Here is a 17,421-nt window from a genome sequence, read left to right as displayed (position 1 = left end):
ACCCTCTAACCGTCATACCGTCATGGGTTCGCCCGCTGGTCGTGCTGCCGCTCGCCGAGCCGCCGAGCGCCCTGAGCGTCCGTGTGAGGGCATGGGAAAGCCCCGGCGGTCACGTGGACTGCCGGGGCTGTGCGGACCGGTCGTACTGCATCCCAGGACGAACCTGTTAGACACCGGGCCTACTCCGCACACTCCATGTCGGTGCGGTCTACGGGCGAGGGTATCCCGTCACGCGAGGACCGGAATCCGCGCGGGCACCGGGTCGGCAACGGGCTCGGGGCGCTCACGGGTGGGGTCGGCAACGTGTTCCGTGGGGGTGTGCACTGGCTCGGCCGTGGGCTCCGTAAGCCGTGCCGTGCTGCCGGGCACTGGGGGGATGTCCGTGCCGCCGGCTTCGGCTTCGGTGTCCGCAGCGGCCACGGCCGCACCTTCTGCGGCGGGGTCGAGTTCTCCGCGCATGGTGAAGTCAACGCGCCGCGTGTCCAGCTTGCGCCACCCGCCACGGACACCGCGCCGTACGTCCAGCCGAACGCCTGCTTCAACGAGCATGGCCCGGCGACCGGCCGTGTCCTGCTGCGCCCACTCGTCGGCGAAAGTGCGGCCCGTGGGTGTCACGATGCGCTGCGGCTCGCGCTTCTCACGGGTCTCAAGGTCGGCTATGCGCGCGTCCAGTGCATCGGCGCGTTCCTGCCATGCGTTCGCGGCGTGCCGGGACTTCTGGCGCCCCTTCTGTTCCTGGTGCTCGGCGAACTCGGCAAGAGTGGCGCGTAGCTCGGGCTCGGGGTCGTATCCGGGGATCTCGACTACGTGTTTCGTCTGGATCGGGCCGACCAGTCGCAGGAACTCGGCTGTCACGTACTCGTCCGCCCAATCGCCCCTGATATTCGCGGACTTGTCGCACATGAACCCGCGTGAGTGGGGGTTGCACTTGTACGTGGGGCGTTGCCTGGAGTCTTGCTTGTTGAGGTACATGCGGCCCCCGCACGCGTCGCAGTGGATCACCCGCAGCAACAGGGAATCCGTGTCGGACCGTTCGCGGTTGTCGATGCCGCGTGCGTTCAGCACGACGCCCACTCTGTCGAACTCTTCGCGGGTCATGACCGGGGTTTCCGTCGCCATGACCGGGTTGCCCTGGGTGTCCCGGACGGGCTTTCCCTGGTGCATCTTCCAGCCGAGCAAGTTCTCGTTGCGCAGCAGCCGCGTAATGACAGCGCCAGTCCACTTGAACACGTCGCGCACGACGTGTTCGCCTTTCGCCCCGCCGGTCTTCCCGCCCTTGGCACGTTCGTTCTTCACGGCCCAGTGGTCGCGCGGGCTCGGCACCTTGTCCGAGTTGAGCCCCACACCGATCAGGGAAACCGGCACCCCTTCCAGGAGTTCACGCACGATGCGCTCAATGATTTTCACGGCGTCCTGATCGGGTACGAGCGTCCAGCCCTTCCCGCCGTGCTCTGCGGGCATCGGGGCAGGCATGTAGCCGTACGAGGGGCGCGAGCCCCGCCACCGAAGCGGCATCTTCCGCATGGCTGCCATGGCGCCGGTAACCCGGTCGCTGATGCTCTGCGACTCCACCTGAGCCGCGAAGGCGAGCATCATCATCATGAGTTCGCTCATGGGGTCCATGGCGTTGCGGAAGTCGAACACCAGCCGGCCCCCGCCGATGCCCTCGGCGAAGACGAGCATCTTCCGGTGCTGCTTCGCCCACTTCGCGAGGTCGTGCATGTCGCCCATGGACCGGATGGCACGGTCGAACCGCCACCACACCAGCGCGTCGAACTCATTCGGGCGGGCAAGCCATGAGCCGAGCGCGGGACGGTCGAACGGGGAAATCTTGCTCGCGGACACGTCCAGGTCGACGGCTTCACGGAGCCCGTCACCGTCGCTGAAATCGATGTTGAGCGCCCCCGCCGCTATGTCGTCGGCATCGCGCTGCCGCTCGGGGCTGGTCGTCTCATCGGTGAGTACAGAGAGCCGGACGCACCGCACACCCCGAAGGGTCTCGGTGTAGACCGTCCCGGCAAGGGGGTTGCGAGTGGTCGTCATGCTCTCTGTAGAGAGCGGGGAGATCCCGGCTACGTCCTTGACCAGCGTTGATGCGCCCACGGCCCAACTCCAGAACTACTAGTTCCGTGTGTTGGGAGATCCTGAAGGGAATGAGTTTTGTGTGGTGCGGCCGAAGCGGACGCTGATCGGGTGAGGGGAGGCCGACGCCGCGCGTCTGCGCCTGTGTCGGCGTCCGTGCCTCAGCCGCCGTCGATGCGGTAACTGTCCCCGTACACCTGCCACTTGAGCGGCGGTTCGAGCGCCAGATTGTCCGCGTCGAGGAAGACCCGCTGGGCCGTCTCGACGCGGCTGGTGTCCTCGTGCGCCTTCTCCTGCTTCATCGCCCGGACCCGGGCGTCGAGGAAGGCGTTCAGGTACGCGGCCTCGTCGCCGCCCTTCGCGGGCGACTCGGCCTTTTCCAGGGCCTGTTCGCGGATCGTACGGAAGCCGGCCGAACCGCGTGCGTCGCCGAGGCCGTGCATCACGTAGGCGTCGTAGTAGATGAACTGCCCCAGCGCGCCCAGCCCGTCGTCCCTCGCCGCGTCGACGGCGGGGTCGAAGTAGACCCGGTCGCGCTCGTCGTCCTGTGTCTCGCGGAACGCCGGATCGTCGTCGGCGGCCCGCTGCCAGGCCGTGGTGAACGCGCTGCCGAGCCCGTCGTGCGAGTCGCCGCCCCGGACCGCGCGCAGCGCCGGGAGGAACGGCTTGAGTACGTTGCCGTCCGGCCGGGCCGCCGCGTAACGCTCGACCACCTTGAGCAGATCGCCGCAGCCGGTGCAGAAGCCGACGATGCCGGCGGTGTAGCCGCGGCCGTCGCCGATGTCCTCGATGTAGCGGTACTGCGCCTTCCAGTCGAGCGAGGAGTTCTCGGCGCTGGAGACCAGGCGCATCGCGATCTCCTTCTTCGCCGGGTCGTCCAGCGCGGTGGGCGCGTTCTCCCGCGCGGTGGCGGTGCACGCCGTGCACAGCGCGGCGAGCGCCAGCAGCAGCGCCAGGCCGTGTTTCAGAAGTCCGGTCACGACCTCAGTCAACAGGCCGGGCGGCGCGGACACGCGGGCGGTCCATGGACGGGCGTCGGGCGGAGCGAGTGGACCGCGTTGTCGACCGAGTTGTCAGTGGCTCGTGCCAAGGTTCTCGTTATGGATCTCGCACAGATTTTCGTGGATCTCGACGCGCAGCCATGGGCGGATCGGGAGCACGCCTATGGCAGCGCCGACGACGTCCCGGGCCAACTGCGGGCGTTGGCGGGCGACGACGCCGATGAGGCGGAAGAGGCGCTGTCCGAGCTTTACGGAAACGTCGTCCATCAGGGATCGGTGTACGAGGCCACGGCCCACACCGTGCCGTATCTCGCCCGACTGGCCGCTGCGGGGAGCAGACCGGCCGACCTGCTTCTGCTGCTCGGCTCCATCGCCGAGAGCGAGGACGAGCGCAGTGACACGCCCGGCGCGTGCCGGGCGGCGGTGACCGCCCAACTGCCCCTGATCCTGCCGCTGATCGAGGCGGCGGACACCCTCGTACGGCAGGCGGCGGTCTGGGCGGCGGCCAGGACCGGTGCGGCGGAGCAGGTGCTTCCGGCGCTGCGGCGGTGCTGGGAGGGCGAGTTGGACCCGCTGGTACGGGCGGAGGTGCTCGCGGGGTCGGTGTGGCTCGATCCGGCGGGCGCGGGGGAGTTCGAGAAGGCCGTGCTCGGGGAGACGGACGGGGGTGGGACCGGGGTGGCGGCCGGGGCCGTACAACTGGCCGCGCTGCTGGCCTGCTTGGACGCGGAGCTGCCATGGACCTCCGTCCATCACGACGCGGTCGTCTCTCTGCTGCCGGTGCGCCCACTGGCCGAGGGCCGGTTCGACGAGGAACAGGCCGAGCCGTTCCGGTATGTGGTCGAGGGGCTGCTGGAGCGGGACACGGACGAGGCGCGGGAGGCCGCGTTCGCGCTGGTCGAGGCCGGGCTGCGGCATCCGGAGGCCGACGCGCGCGGCGAGGCGGTCTGGGCCGCCGAGCACGCGTGCCAGGTCTCGCGCGCCGCCGCGCCCCGTCTGGCCGGGGCGTTGACGACGCTGCTCGGCGATCCCTCGTCGGTGAGCGCCGCTCTCTCGGTCGTCGATCAGCTCGGTCCCCACGCGACGCGGGCCGTCCCCGCGCTCATGGCCATCGCCACCGAAGAGGGAGACCTGGCCGACCGCGCGTTGGCGGCACTGGTCGCGACGGCCCCGGAGCAGGCTGCCCCGCTGCTGGCCGCAGACCTGTCGCGGCGGCCGAGGGCGCTCGACGCCGCGGCGAAACTGAGTCCCGGGTCGAGGACCGGGGAGGCTCGCGCGGGGGACCCCGACCCGTTCCCGTACACACCGGAGCTGCTGGACGCCGTCCGGGCCCGGCTGGCGGACAGCGACATCGCCTGGAACGAGTCGATCCACCTCGGCCTGGTCCTGGCCGGCTGGGGGCACCGCGCGGCACCGGCCGTGCCCGATCTGCTCGCCGCGCTGGACCGGTATCCCTTTGTCGTCCTGCGCACCCTGCCCGCCGTCTGCCCACCGGAGGAACGGGCCGGCGCGGTCGCGGCGTTGCGCGCCGCCGACCTCACCGGGCAGAGCCCGGCCGATGTCGGCTCGGCGCTGCACCGGCTCGTGGGGGAGGGGGAGACGGGCGTCACCGGCGCGCTGTTGGCGGCCGTGGTCGAGGCGCTGGCCGCCGGCGGCCGGGACGTGGCCGACGCGGCGAGACTCGCGGGGGAGCTGGGCGGCGGCCCGGAGACGGCCGCCCTGCTGGTGCCGCACCTGCGTGCCGCGCTCAGTGACACCGCTCGCGGCGACGCCGCCCGCAGGACAGCCCGCTCGGCGTCCGAATCGGCGCGCGGCTCGTCGGGAGATGGGCGCACCAACCCCCGCCTCGACAGCGACACTCAGATCGCCCGCGCGCTGTGGCAGCTCACCGGCAGCGCGGACGAGGCCGTGCCGATCATCGCCGGGGTGCTGGAGGACGCCGACGGAGAGTGGACGCGCTGGCCGAACGTCCGCGCGGCGCGGGCCGCCGGTGCGCTCGGCGAGCGCGGCCGGCCGCTCGTCCCACTGCTGGAGCGCAAGCTCGCCCACCCCGACCGGGCGGCGGCAGCGGCGCTCGCCCTCCTCGCCGTCGACCCGGCCGGCCAGGACCGTGGCCGGCTGGCGGACACGGCGCTGACATCGGCCGAGACGGACGCGGACCCGTTCACGGCGCTGGACGTCCTACGGGCCGTAGGAACAAGGAACTTGACGGATGATCAGCTCCGCCGGCTGACCGGCCTGGCGGAGCGGGACGCGCTCGTCTTCATACCCGGCTTCCCGTACGCCCCGGCAGTCGCGGACGCCCGCTTCCGGGACGAGGCGAGAGCGCTGCTGCGTACGGCCCTGGGAACCGCCGTCGAATGATCCTGAGGGTGGATCACGGTGGGGTGTGCGCCCGTGCGCCGCCGCTCGCGGCTCCCGCGAGCGGTCGTCACCAACCCACCAACAACGTAAGGACACCATTCCGTGCGATTCAGCAGCCTCAGGTCCGCCACGGCCGCCCTCTCCACTCTCGCCGTACTCGGGGGAGCGGTGGTGGCGTTACAACTCGGCTCGGCCACACAGTCGTCGGCAGCCGCAGGGTACGAAGTCGTCGACACATCGATCGCCACGGGTACGACCGGACCGGTGGTCGTCACCACCCCGGGCGATGAGGAGATCCAGATAGCCCTCGACATGCGGCTGTCCGGCTTCGGTACCAGCCGCGACATGATCACCTGGCAGGGCAACACCTGCCGATTCAACGTCGAGTTCCTCTACTGCACGCCGACCAACGGCCGACTCACCTTCAACATGAAGATACCCACGGGCGCCACGAAGGGCGGAATGGTCATCGTTCAGGTCCGCCCCTTCAGCGGCCAGTGGGCCGACGGGGACAAGGGCATCGTCACCCTCGTCTAGGCCCTGCCCGGCGGATCTTCGGGGGTCCGGGACGCCTGGCACGGCACCTCCCTGCGTTGTCGGAGTCATCCAAGTACGTCCAGGACGAGAATGATCCTCCGCCTTGCGATGCACCGCACCAGCCGCCCCGGCCTGATCCCCGAAGATCCGCCGGACAGGACCTAGCCGGAGCCGGGCCTCCTGCCAGGAGGCCCGGGACATGATCTAGGCCCCCGGCCGCCAGTCCGGCCGGCGCCCGCTCAGGCCGATCACCCGGTCGAGCAGCGGCGCGTCGGCCGGTACGGGGACCGGGGGGCCGAACAGGCCCTGCGGTGCCTCGTCCGTCTCCGCGCTCGCCGCCGCCGGTTCGAGGAACGGGAGCACCGCCTCCAGGCTCGCCCGGTCGACGTCGTACGGCTGCCCTGTGCTGCGCGCCAGGTCCCAGCCGTGCACCACCAGCTCGTTCAGCGCGACGAGGCCCGCCACCTCGGCCGGCAGATCCACACCGCCGGCCCGGGTGAAGCCCTGCCAGGCGTCGGGCGAACGCCAGGCCGCGGCCAACTCGTCCATCTGGACGGGGAGCGCGGTCCGCCAGTCGTCCGGCAACGGGGGCAGGCCCTCGGTGGGCGGGGTGTCGGTCGTCGGCCCCAGCGCCTTCCTGCCGGCGTCGCGGAAGGCGACGGTCAGCCCGACGACATGCGCGAGCAGCTCGCCCACGGTGTAGTCCGGGCACGGCGTGGGCCCCGCGAGGTGCTTCTCGTCGATGCCGTCGAGCAGTCCGGCCACGCTGCGGCCGATGGGGCCGTGGTCGGGAAGGTTCGTACCGCTGTTGGTGTCCATGAGAGGTAGACCTCCCGGACCACGAGAACTCATCGGTCCACCGCCACCACCCCTGTTACCAGCACAGGGCGGCTCCGCCGAACCGCGTTCAGCGCGCCGTGCCGCGCCCCAGAAATGTGACGTCGTCCGCGTCCGGCACGGTGATCTCGTGGAAGCCGACGCGGTCGTAGAAGGCCCGCGCCCCGGTGTTCGCGGGCAGCATCGACAGATGCACGGCGCCCACCCCCTTGGCGCGCAGCGCGTCGAGAAGCGCGTCGATCAGCGCGCGGCCGTATCCCCGACCCTGCCGGAGCGGCAGCAGATCGATGTGCAGATGCGCGGGATACGCGGTGAGTTCGGCCACCACCATCCGCTCCGGGTCGTGCAGCAGTCCGGCCATGACCTCGCTCGGTGTCCGCTCCCCGTCCCCTTCCGGCGCGGGATATCTGTCGCCGACGACCGGCAGCCACTTCTCCCGGTACGCCGCGACGAACCGCTCGGTGTCCGCGACCCCGACCACATACCCGACCGCCCGCCCTTCCCCGTTGTCGAGCACGAACGCCAGATCGGGCTCCAACTCCACGTAGGGACCGGCGAATACGCTGGGCACCAGCTCGTTGTCGGGATACAGATGCCGTGCGTCCCCGCCCGCGTCGGCGGTCCGCACACAGATGTCGTACACGGCGTCGCGATCGCCGGGACGGTAGGAACGTATGAAGGCCATGCGCCGAGTCTGTCCCGACCGGGAGCGCTCCCGCAACGGCCCGCCCCTTCGCCCCCGGTCCCGCCCCGGTCGCAGTCTCGGTCGGTCTCAGCCCATGCTCGCCGCCACCTCGCTGCGCAGTTGCGGCAGCTTGTCGTGGATGACACCCGGACACAGCGTGGTGCCGAAGTCCTTGTGGCCGTAGAGCTGGCTGGGCGCGATGCCGTACTGCCCGCACACGTACGCGCACAGCGTGACGAGCACGTCCCACTGTGCCGCCGGCGGCTGCGCGCCGTCGTGGTAGGCACCCTCGTTGGCGATGCCGATCGACTGCTCGTTCTGCCCCGAGGTGTGCGAGGCGAGTACGAAGCTGCTGCCCCCTTGCAGGGTGCTGAGGCTGCGATGCCGCCCTTCGGTGATCCAGCCGCCCCGGCTGACGACGAAGTGGTAGCCGCTGTCCAGCCAGCCGTTGTCGTCCATGTGCAGGTCCTGGACCCAGTGGGCGTGTGCGTGGGCCTGGGCGCGGGAGAAGTCGGAGGTGTTCGGGCCCACGGTGTGATGGACGACGATCTTCGTCGGTCGCCTGTTCAGCACGCTCACGGGGCTTCGGGGCGGCCGGGCGTTCCACTGCTGGGTGGTGTCGATGTCCGGTTCGACGCCACGCGCGGCGTGTGCGGTGGCGTACGCGGTGGTGGGTAGGGCGGCGGCGACGATCCCGCCGGAGCCGGCGAGCAGGATGTGACGTCGGCTGGGTCTGCGAAAGCTCATGGTGGTGCCTCCTGGTCCGCGGTGTCACCGAGTGTTCAGGGGCGGGGCGGGGCGGGGCAGGGCGTGGCGTGAACGTGCCTGCGGGGGCGGCCACTTGGGCCGGTGAAGTCACGCTGTGGGAGTGGGCTTCACCGGCCTGCGTCGCATCGTGTGGAGGCGGCCCGGCTACGGGGTGTTGTTGGCGAGAGCCACGAGCCGGTCCATGGTGCCGTTGAACTTGTTGCGGTCCACATCACCCGCGACACCGCTGACCCGGCCGGTGGCCGTGTACTGCCAGATCGTGTACGTGGGGAAGCCGGCCGGGATGTTGGGGCTGGTCGTCCCCCAATGGGCCACCCACAGCGGCGACTTGGCGGCCATGCCGGTCCAGCTTCCGGTGCAACTGTTCCACCAACTGGCCGTCGTGTAGATGACGACGTCGCGGCCCGTGCGGGCCTTGTAGGTGTTGTAGAAGTCGTTGACCCAGGTGCGCATCTGGGTGGTGGACAGGCCGTAGCAGGAGGCGCCCGACGGGTTGCTCTCGATGTCGAGAACGCCCGGGAGTGTCTTGCCGTCCTTGGACCAGCCGCCGCCGTTGCTGGCGAAGTAGTTGGCCTGGGTGGCCCCGTTGGAGGAGTTCGGGCGGGCGAAGTGGTACGCCCCGCGGATCAGGCCCGCGTTGTAGGAGCCGGTGTAGTTCGCGTTGAAGCGGGCGTCCTTGAAGTTCGTGCCCTCGGTGGCCTTCATGTAGGTGAAGTCGATGCCCGCGGCCTTCACCGAGGTCCAGTTGATCACGCCCTGCCAGTTGGACACGTCGATGCCTTGCACACCGCTGGTGTCCATGGGTGTCGGGCCGGGCGTGGGGCCCTGCTCGAGACGGGTTCCCGCGCCCATCCACGCCTGGCCCGGCCGTACGGTCTCGTCGGGGCCGGGGGGTGCGGCGGCGGCCGGTCCCGCGCCGGTGATGAGCAGCGTGGCGACGGTGCCGAGAACGCCTGAGACCTGGGCGCCCCTCGATCTGATGATTCGTCGGAACGGAGAGCTGTGCTGGGGCATGACTGCCTCCGGGACATGGTGGGGGTGGGGGTGTCCGGTCCTCGTCACCGAGTGCCATGGACACGACACGAGTAACGCACGCGTCAACTACGCGCGTAAAGGGGGCACGGGAACGGCCCGTGGTGTAGTCCTCTGGCGCCCGGCGTGAGCTGCGCCAATGCGCCGGAGCGTCAATAAGTTTCACGCCTGAAGACGCTGTAACCCGCCTGCCGGACATCCGCCGGACACGCGCCGCACCCCCGGCGCCACAGACGGGCCGGGGGTGCGGTGTGCGCGGGGCGGCGAGTGCGATGCCGGGCGGTGAACTCCCCGTATCAGCCCCGCAGTTGCTCGTAGGCCGGGAGTGTCAGGAATTCCTCGTAGTTCTCGTCCAGCGCCACCGTCAGCAGCAGATCGTGGGCCTGCTGCCACTTGCCCGTCGTGAACGCCTCCTCGCCGATCTCCGCGCGGATCGCGGCCAGTTCCTCGGAGGCGATCTTGCGGGCGAGGTCGGCGGTGGCGCTCTCGCCGTTCTCGAAGACGACGCCCGCGTTGATCCACTGCCAGATCTGGGAGCGGGAGATCTCGGCCGTCGCCGCGTCCTCCATCAGGTTGAAGATGGCGACCGCGCCGAGGCCGCGCAGCCACGCCTCGATGTAGCGGATGCCGACCTGGACCGCGCTGACCAGCCCCTGGTAGGTCGGCTCGGCGTCCAGGGAGTCGATCGCGATCAGTTCGGCCGCCGTCACCGAGACGTCCTCGCGCAGTCGGTCCTTCTGGTTGGGCCGCTCGCCCAGCACGGCGTCGAAGGAGGCCATCGCGATCGGGACCAGGTCGGGGTGGGCGACCCAGGAGCCGTCGAAGCCGTCCGCCGCCTCGCGGTCCTTGTCGTCCTTGACCTTCGCGAAGGCCACCTTGTTGACCTCGGGATCGCGCCGGGAGGGGATGAAGGCCGCCATGCCGCCGATGGCGTGCGCGCCGCGCTTGTGGCAGGTGCGGACGAGCAGTTCGGTGTACGCGCGCATGAACGGGGCTGTCATCGTCACCGCGTTGCGGTCCGGCAGCACGAACCTGGCGCCGCCGTCACGGAAGTTCTTGACGATCGAGAAGAGGTAGTCCCAGCGGCCGGCGTTCAACCCGGAGGCGTGGTCGCGGAGTTCGTACAGGATCTCGTCCATCTCGTACGCCGCGGTGATCGTCTCGATCAGTACGGTCGCGCGGACGGTGCCCTGCGGGATGCCCACGTAGTCCTGCGCGAAGACGAACACGTCGTTCCACAGCCGCGCTTCGAGATACGACTCGGTCTTCGGCAGATAGAAGTACGGGCCCTTGCCCAGCTCGATGAGCCGCCGGGCGTTGTGGAAGAAGTAGAGGCCGAAGTCGACCAGCGCGCCGGGGACCGCGCGGCCCTCGAACGTCAGATGGCGCTCGTCCAGATGCCAGCCGCGCGGGCGCATGACGACCGTCGCGAGTTCACCGGCGGCCTTGAGCGCGTACGACTTGCCGGACACCGGGTCGGTGAAGTCGACCTTCCGCGCATAGGCGTCCATCAGATTGAGCTGGCCGGTGATGACGTTCTCCCAGGTGGGAGCCGAAGCGTCCTCGAAGTCCGCGAGCCAGATCCGCGCGCCGGAGTTGAGCGCGTTGATGGTCATCTTGCGGTCGGTCGGCCCGGTGATCTCCACCCGGCGGTCTTTCAGCGCGGCCGGGGAGGGCGCGACCCGCCACGAGTCGTCCGCGCGTACGGCGGCGGTCTCGGGGAGGAAGTCCAGCGCCGACGTACGGGCGATCTCCGCGCGGCGCTCGCCCCTGCGGAGCAGCAGCTCGTCACGGCGGGGGGTGAACCGCCGGTGCAGCTCGGCCACGAAGGCGAGAGCCGCCTGGTCAAGGACCTCGTCCTGCCGGGGCAGGGTGTCGGCATCGACGACGGCCAGCGGGGACGGCGCTGGTGCGGACATGAGCTGTCACTCCTTACGGGCGGTGCCCGGCGACCGCCGGCTCACCGTTGGCGGCACTGGGTGCCGGGGCTCCGGACTGCGGTCACGGGCGCCTTCCGGTGGATCGGGCGCTTCTGACCTGTGGATAGTAGTTTTCTCATGGTGGAACTTCAATGGTTTGTTGATGTCGAGATTCTTCGGTTCGACACACCACGGCGCTCAGTGCCAGGGCTCTCACTCAAGGTGCGACAGATCCTCCTCCGTGTCGATGTCGTACGCCTCCGCGACATCCCCGCACTCGATCAGGACGAGGTCCCGCGCGTGGGACCGCAGATATCCGCGTGCCCCCTGATCGCCCGTCGCGTCCGCCGCCACTTCGGCCCAGTGGTCCGCGCCGAACAGCACCGGATGGCCGCGCTCACCTCCGTAGGAGGCGGCGGCGAGTGTGCCGGGGGAGTCGTACGCGGCCAGCATCCGCGCCACCGCCGCCGGACCGATCCCCGGCTGGTCCACCAGCATCACCAGGGCGCCGCGGGGTGCGGGGTCCACCGCCGAGGGTGCGGGGTCCGCCGCCAGCGAGGCCAGGCCCGCCCGTAGCGACGAGCCCATGCCACTCGCCCACCGCGGGTTGTCGACCAGGACACAGCCCGGCAGTACGGCGCGGGCCCGCACCTCGTCGGCGGCGGCGCCGAGCACCACATGCACCGGCTCGCAGCCGCCCTCCCGCAGCGACCGCACCGCGTGCTCCACCAGCGGGCGCCCCCGGTACGGCAGCAGCGCCTTCGGCCGCCCGCCCAGCCGCCGTCCGCCGCCCGCCGCGAGCAGCAGCCCCGCGACCGGCGACTCTCCGTGATCGTTCTCGTCCATGGGTTCTCCCTATCGCACGGGCCACCTCGCGCGCCCGCTCGCCCCGCCCGCGCGCCGCATATCGGACGGTCCGTCAGATTGCTGCCGGGCTCCGACCTGGCGATACGTCAGTTGAACAAGTTGAATATTGTCCATCTGGTGGCGCGCGGCCGTCCAAGTGGCGTTTACTGGCCCGCGTCTCGCGGCGCCGGGCATGCGAAAAGGGAGGCGCCGGAGGGACAAGCACCCTGCCGAAGGCATATGCACGATGGCGCGTGAGGGGGAGAACTTTGTTGCGGAGCGTGGGGCATACGCGAGTGACAGAGAATGGCGAGGATCCAAGACTGACCGGCCTGCGGTTCACCGTGGGCCGGCTCAGACGTGAACTCGCGGCGTATCCGAGTGAGTTCAGGGACAGAGGAATCGCGGAAGAAGAACTGGCCGCGCTGGCGGAGATGGTGGCGGGAGGCGATCCGGAGATCCGGCGGATGCGTCGCTCGCTGCTGCTGATCGTCGGCTCGATCGGCTCGGTGAGCGCCTTGGCGCCCACCCTGATGGATGTCAGGAAGGCGGTCGACCTCTTCGGAGAATTAGGACACTGACGTACGCACCGAGTACGACCGGGGCCGGGCGCTGTCGACCTGACCCTTCAGGTACCACGTACCACGTACCAGGTACAGGTAGCAGGCACGCGTGCCACGGCCGAGGGGCCCGAGCGCCGTACGCCCCAGGGGATTGGGACGTACGACGCTCGGGCCCCCCGGGCCTCACGACTGCTGCTGATGTGTCGTCGCCGTCGTCCCTGTCGTCGTCCCCGCCGTCGTCCCCGCAGTGCCTGTCGCCGCTGTGCTCGCCAGCGCCTCGGACAGATCCCGCGCCACCTCCTGAAGGATCGGCACGATCCTCTCGGTGGCCGTCTCCGTGACCCGCCCGGCCGGCCCCGAGATCGAAATCGCCGCCGGGGTGGGCGAGTTGGGGACCGGGACCGCCAGACAGCGGACCCCCATCTCCTGCTCGTTGTCGTCCACCGCGTAGCCGGCCGCGCGCACCGTCTCCAGCGCTTCGAGGAAGCCGTCCGGCGTCGTGATCGTCTTCTCCGTGGCCGCCGGCATCCCCGTACGCGCGAGCAGCGCCCGCACCTCGTCCGCCGGCGCGTGCGCCAGGAGCGCCTTGCCCACACCCGTGGAGTGCGGCAGCACCCGCCGGCCGACCTCGGTGAACATCCGCATCGAGTGCTTGGACGGCACCTGGGCGACGTACACGATCTCGTCGCCGTCGAGCAGCGCCATGTTCGCCGTCTCGCCGGTCTCCTCGACCAGCCGCGCCAGATACGGCCGCGCCCAGGTGCCGAGCAGCCGCGACGCCGACTCGCCGAGCCGGATGAGGCGCGGGCCCAGCGCGTAACGGCGGTTCGACTGCTGGCGTACGTAACCGCAGGCGACGAGCGTTCGCATCAGCCGGTGGATGGTCGGCAGGGGCAGTCCGCTGCTGGCCGACAGTTCGCTCAGACCGACCTCGCCGCCCGCGTCCGCCATCCGCTCCAGCAGATCGAAGGCGCGCTCGAGGGACTGGACGCCGCCGCTCGCGGATGCGGGCTTGGCGGCGTCGGTGGCGCTGGCGCTGGCGGCGCTGGACGTCGGCACGACAACGGTCCTTTCGGGCGTAGGGGCGACGGGACGACGGGTCGGTGCGTAGGGGCGACGGACGGGCGAGTCAGCAGTTTACCGGTCGGCGGACCGGTTGCCCGGCGGACCGGTGGGCCGGTCCGTGCGATGTATTCGCCGGTCAGGGGGTGTCTGTCCGGGTGTCGACCGTCACCCGCCGTGATCGGTCCGTACGGTGGGCGGGAGGGTCGGCTTCTGTCTGATGAAAGTTTGTTTTCGCTGTGTGGAAGTACCTCAGTGTAGTGCAGCGCGCCCGTTCCGGGCGGAGCGGCCTTGACGGACCCCGGTCCGGCATGAAGACTCCTTCAACAGTTCGTTGAATTTCTCGCTTGGACGTGACGACGGAAGAGAGGGTTGCCGGTGACCGACCTGGACCGGAACGTGGACCTGGTGCTGCGCTCGACACGCGTCGTCACCCCCGAGGGCACCCGCCCCGCGTCCATCGCCGTCGCCGGCGGCACGATCGCGGCCGTGCTCCCGTACGAGACGGTGTACGGCTCCGAACTACCGCCCGGCGCCCGACCGGTGGACGTCGGCGACGACGTCGTCCTGCCCGGCCTGGTCGACACCCACGTCCATGTGAACGACCCCGGCCGCGCCGAGTGGGAGGGCTTCTGGACCGCGACCCGCGCGGCGGCGTCCGGCGGCATCACCACACTCGTCGACATGCCCCTCAACTCCCTGCCGCCCACCACCACGACGGCCCATCTGCGGATCAAGCGGGAGGTCGCCGGCCGTAAGGCGCACATCGACGTCGGCTTCTGGGGCGGCGCGCTGCCCGACAACGTCCAGGACCTCAAGTCCCTGCACGACGCGGGGGTGTTCGGCTTCAAGGCGTTCCTGTCGCCGTCCGGTGTCGAGGAGTTCCCCGAGCTGGACGCGGCGGGGCTCGACCGGTCGCTCGCCGAGATCACCGCCTTCGGCGGGCTGCTCATCGTGCACGCCGAGGACCCGGGCGAACTGACCGCCGCCCCGCAGCGCGCCGGTGCCAAGTACGCCGACTTCCTCGCCTCCCGGCCCCGCGACGCCGAGAACGCCGCGATCGCGGGCCTGATCGCGGCGGCCCGCAGGCTCGACGCCCGCGTCCACGTCCTGCATCTGTCGTCCGCCGACGCGCTGCCGCTGATCGCCGAGGCCAAGCGGGACGGCGTCCGGCTGACCGTCGAGACCTGCCCGCACTTCCTCACCCTCACCGCCGAGGAAGTCCCGGACGGCGCGACCGAGTTCAAATGCTGTCCGCCCATCCGCGAGGCGGCCAACCAGGACGCGCTCTGGCAGGGACTGGCCGACGGGACGATCGACTGCGTCGTCTCCGACCACTCGCCCTCCACCACCGACCTCAAGACCTCGGACTTCGCGACCGCGTGGGGCGGTATCTCCTCCCTCCAGCTCGGGCTGCCCGCCATCTGGACCGAGGCCCGCCGGCGCGGTCACTCCCTGGACGACGTGGCGCGCTGGATGTCGACGGGCCCCGCCGCGCTGGCCGGGCTCGACAGGAAGGGCGCCATCGAGGCGGGCCGCGACGCCGACTTCGCGGTCCTGGCGCCCGACGAATCGTTCACCGTCGACCCCGACACGCTCCAGCACCGCAACCGCGTCACCGCGTACGCGGGCAGGACGCTGTCCGGCGTCGTCAGGTCCACCTGGCTGCGCGGCCGGCGGATCGTCGCCGACGGAGCCATCGCCGAACCCTCCGGCCGACTGCTCGAAAGGAACAACTGACCGTGCCCACAAGCCCCTTGACCGGGCCCTCTTCCGGGGTTCCCTCCTTCACCGGTGACGCGAGCCCGTACGGGGGCGGCGACCCGTACGCCGACTACCGCTCCGCCGACCTCCCCTTCACCCACCTGGTCGACCTCGCCGACCGCAGGCTCGGCGCCGGTGTCATCGCCGCCAACGACGAGTTCTTCGCCCAGCGCGAGAATCTGCTGAAGCCCGGCCCCGCCGAGTTCGACCCGGAGCGCTTCGGACACAAGGGCAAGATCATGGACGGTTGGGAGACCCGCCGCAGACGCGGCGCCTCCGCGGCCCGGCCGCACCCCGCCGACGAGGACCACGACTGGGCCCTCGTCCGGCTCGGCGCTCCCGGCGTCGTACGCGGCATCGTGGTCGACACCGCCCACTTCCGTGGCAACTACCCGCAGGCCGTGTCCGTCGAGGCGACGTCCGTGCCCGGCTCCCCGTCCCCGGACGATCTGCTCGCCGACGAGGTGACGTGGACAACTCTCGTACCGCGTACGGCCGTTGGCGGCCACGCGGCCAACGGGTTCAGCGTCGGCACCGAGAAGCGCTTCACCCATCTGCGGGTCAACCAGCATCCGGACGGCGGCATCGCGCGCCTGCGGGTGTACGGCGAGGTCGCCCCCGACCCCGGGTGGCTCGCCGCGCTCGGTACGTTCGACCTCGTCGCCCTGGAGAACGGCGGCCGGGTCGAGGACGCCTCCGACCGCTTCTACTCACCGGCCACCCACACCGTCCAGCCCGGCCGCTCGCACCGGATGGACGACGGCTGGGAGACGCGCCGCCGCCGCGACAAGGGCAACGACTGGATCCGTTACGAGCTGGCCGAGCGCTCCGAGATCCGGGCCGTCGAGATCGACACGGCGTATCTGAAAGGCAACTCGGCGGGCTGGGCGGCACTTTCGGTACGCGACGGTGAGCCGGGATCCGGCGCGCGGGCGGCGGGCTGGACCGAGATCCTGCCCCGTACCCGCCTCCAGCCCGACACCAACCACCGCTTCGTCCTCGACCGCCCCGTGACCGCCCGTCAGGTCCGGATCGACATCTTCCCGGACGGCGGCATCTCCCGACTGCGCCTCTTCGGCTCGCTCACCGACGAGGGTGCGGCCCGACTGGCCGTGCGCCACCGGGAGTTGGGCGGCTGACCGCCCCGGTCCGACATCAGCCGCTCCGCGGCGGGCGCGGGCCCCGCCCCCCACGGGCGGACGGCGCTACTTCGAAGACACGACCTACGCGGCGTGCCCGCCGTCCACCGAGAACTCGGCGCCCGTCACATACGCCGCCTCGTCACTCGCCAGGAACGCCACCATCGACGCCACCTCGTCGGCGGACCCGAACCGGCCGAGCGCCGTCAACGCGCTCTGACCCGCCGCGTACGGGCCGTCGGCCGGGTTCATGTCCGTGTCGATCGGACCCGGGTGGACGATGTTCGCCGTGATCCCCCGCTCGCCCAGCTCCCGCGCCAGCGCCTTGGTCAGCCCGATCAGCGCGGACTTGCTCGTCGCGTAGAGCGTGCCGCCGGGGCCGGGCACCCGCTGGGCCATGCAACTGCCGATGGTGATGATGCGGCCACCGCGTACGAGCTTCGTCGCCGCGGCCTGCGTGGTGAGGAAGACGCCCTGAACGTTCACCGCCAGCAGTCGGCCGACATCGGCCACCGGGAAGGAGTCCAGCGGACCCAGCAACCCGATCCCGACGTTGTTCACGAGGATGTCGAGCCGCCCGCCGAGACCCGCCACGGCCCGCTCCACCACGCTCACCGCCTCATCGGGGTCGGCCGCGTCGGCGCGCAGCGCGAGGCCGCGCCGCCCGGTCGCCTCGATCTTCCGTACGACCTCCCGTGCGGCGTTCTCGTCCGCGACGTAGGTGATCGCGACGTCCGCGCCCTCCTGGGCGAGCCGCACGGCGATCGCCGCCCCGATTCCCCGGCTGCCGCCGGTGACCAGCGCGGAACTCGTTACAGACAT

15 protein-coding genes are annotated in these 17,421 nt (G+C 70.8%); 5 read left to right on the top strand and 10 right to left on the bottom strand.

The genetic code is table 11. The features are described 5' to 3' along the window. Positions 1 to 228 precede the first annotated feature (228 nt). Both OG329_RS06340 and OG329_RS06335 read right to left on the bottom strand, forming a co-directional pair. Positions 229 to 2,043, bottom strand: coding sequence for a recombinase family protein (locus tag OG329_RS06340; protein WP_405793335.1), 1,815 nt, complete (start codon positions 2,041 to 2,043; stop codon positions 229 to 231). A 200-nt stretch (positions 2,044 to 2,243) separates the two neighbouring features. Next, positions 2,244 to 3,062, bottom strand: a complete 819-nt coding sequence (locus tag OG329_RS06335) for a chitosanase (protein ID WP_405793334.1) — start codon at positions 3,060 to 3,062, stop codon at positions 2,244 to 2,246. A 120-nt stretch (positions 3,063 to 3,182) separates the two neighbouring features. Between OG329_RS06335 and OG329_RS06330 the strand changes: the two genes are divergently transcribed. Beyond that, positions 3,183 to 5,447, top strand: coding sequence for a hypothetical protein (locus tag OG329_RS06330; RefSeq protein ID WP_405793333.1), 2,265 nt, complete (start codon positions 3,183 to 3,185; stop codon positions 5,445 to 5,447). Positions 5,448 to 5,549: 102 nt separating this feature from the next. Continuing rightward, on the top strand, positions 5,550 to 5,984 hold the full coding sequence (locus tag OG329_RS06325; RefSeq protein ID WP_405793332.1) for a hypothetical protein: 435 nt from the start codon (positions 5,550 to 5,552) through the stop codon (positions 5,982 to 5,984). A gap of 204 nt (positions 5,985 to 6,188) precedes the next feature. On the opposite strand, the gene OG329_RS06320 is transcribed toward OG329_RS06325, so the two are convergent. The 6 genes from OG329_RS06320 to OG329_RS06295 form a co-directional block, all read right to left on the bottom strand. Beyond that, on the bottom strand, positions 6,189 to 6,803 hold the full coding sequence (locus OG329_RS06320; protein WP_405793331.1) for a TIGR03086 family metal-binding protein: 615 nt from the start codon (positions 6,801 to 6,803) through the stop codon (positions 6,189 to 6,191). An 88-nt stretch (positions 6,804 to 6,891) separates the two neighbouring features. After that, on the bottom strand, positions 6,892 to 7,506 hold the full coding sequence (locus tag OG329_RS06315) for a GNAT family N-acetyltransferase (protein WP_405793330.1): 615 nt from the start codon (positions 7,504 to 7,506) through the stop codon (positions 6,892 to 6,894). Between the two features lie 87 nt (positions 7,507 to 7,593). Continuing rightward, a complete protein-coding gene (locus OG329_RS06310; protein ID WP_405793329.1) occupies positions 7,594 to 8,253 on the bottom strand; it encodes a peptidoglycan recognition family protein in 660 nt (219 codons plus the stop codon). 165 nt (positions 8,254 to 8,418) lie between these two features. After that, positions 8,419 to 9,288, bottom strand: coding sequence for a lysozyme (locus OG329_RS06305; RefSeq protein ID WP_405793328.1), 870 nt, complete (start codon positions 9,286 to 9,288; stop codon positions 8,419 to 8,421). 314 nt (positions 9,289 to 9,602) lie between these two features. Then, the gene (aceB, locus tag OG329_RS06300; protein ID WP_405793327.1) at positions 9,603 to 11,225 is read right to left on the bottom strand and encodes a malate synthase A; all 1,623 of its coding nucleotides are present in this window, start codon (positions 11,223 to 11,225) and stop codon (positions 9,603 to 9,605) included. A 213-nt stretch (positions 11,226 to 11,438) separates the two neighbouring features. Then, positions 11,439 to 12,071 (bottom strand): NTP transferase domain-containing protein, encoded by a 633-nt coding sequence (locus OG329_RS06295; protein ID WP_405793326.1) that lies wholly within the window; start codon positions 12,069 to 12,071, stop codon positions 11,439 to 11,441. A gap of 269 nt (positions 12,072 to 12,340) precedes the next feature. Here OG329_RS06295 and OG329_RS06290 point away from each other — a divergent pair, with 269 nt between their 5' ends. Then, a complete protein-coding gene (locus OG329_RS06290) occupies positions 12,341 to 12,652 on the top strand; it encodes a DUF5955 family protein (protein ID WP_405793325.1) in 312 nt (103 codons plus the stop codon). Positions 12,653 to 12,817: 165 nt separating this feature from the next. Here OG329_RS06290 and OG329_RS06285 read toward each other — a convergent pair whose 3' ends face one another. Further along, a complete protein-coding gene (locus tag OG329_RS06285) occupies positions 12,818 to 13,693 on the bottom strand; it encodes an IclR family transcriptional regulator (RefSeq protein ID WP_405793324.1) in 876 nt (291 codons plus the stop codon). A gap of 390 nt (positions 13,694 to 14,083) precedes the next feature. Here OG329_RS06285 and allB point away from each other — a divergent pair, with 390 nt between their 5' ends. Further along, complete coding sequence (gene allB, locus OG329_RS06280; RefSeq protein WP_405801677.1) at positions 14,084 to 15,436, top strand: allantoinase AllB; 1,353 nt, start codon at positions 14,084 to 14,086, stop codon at positions 15,434 to 15,436. Positions 15,437 to 15,438: 2 nt separating this feature from the next. Next, the gene (gene alc / locus OG329_RS06275; RefSeq protein ID WP_405793323.1) at positions 15,439 to 16,599 is read left to right on the top strand and encodes an allantoicase; all 1,161 of its coding nucleotides are present in this window, start codon (positions 15,439 to 15,441) and stop codon (positions 16,597 to 16,599) included. Positions 16,600 to 16,683: 84 nt separating this feature from the next. Here alc and OG329_RS06270 read toward each other — a convergent pair whose 3' ends face one another. Next, a complete protein-coding gene (locus OG329_RS06270; protein ID WP_405793322.1) occupies positions 16,684 to 17,421 on the bottom strand; it encodes an SDR family oxidoreductase in 738 nt (245 codons plus the stop codon).

It is taken from the genome of Streptomyces sp. NBC_01506 (assembly GCF_045040295.1).
Classification (GTDB): Bacteria; Actinomycetota; Actinomycetes; order Streptomycetales; family Streptomycetaceae; genus Streptomyces.
Note: the sequence above shows the minus strand (reverse complement) of the source record. Positions and strands in the feature narration are given on the sequence as shown.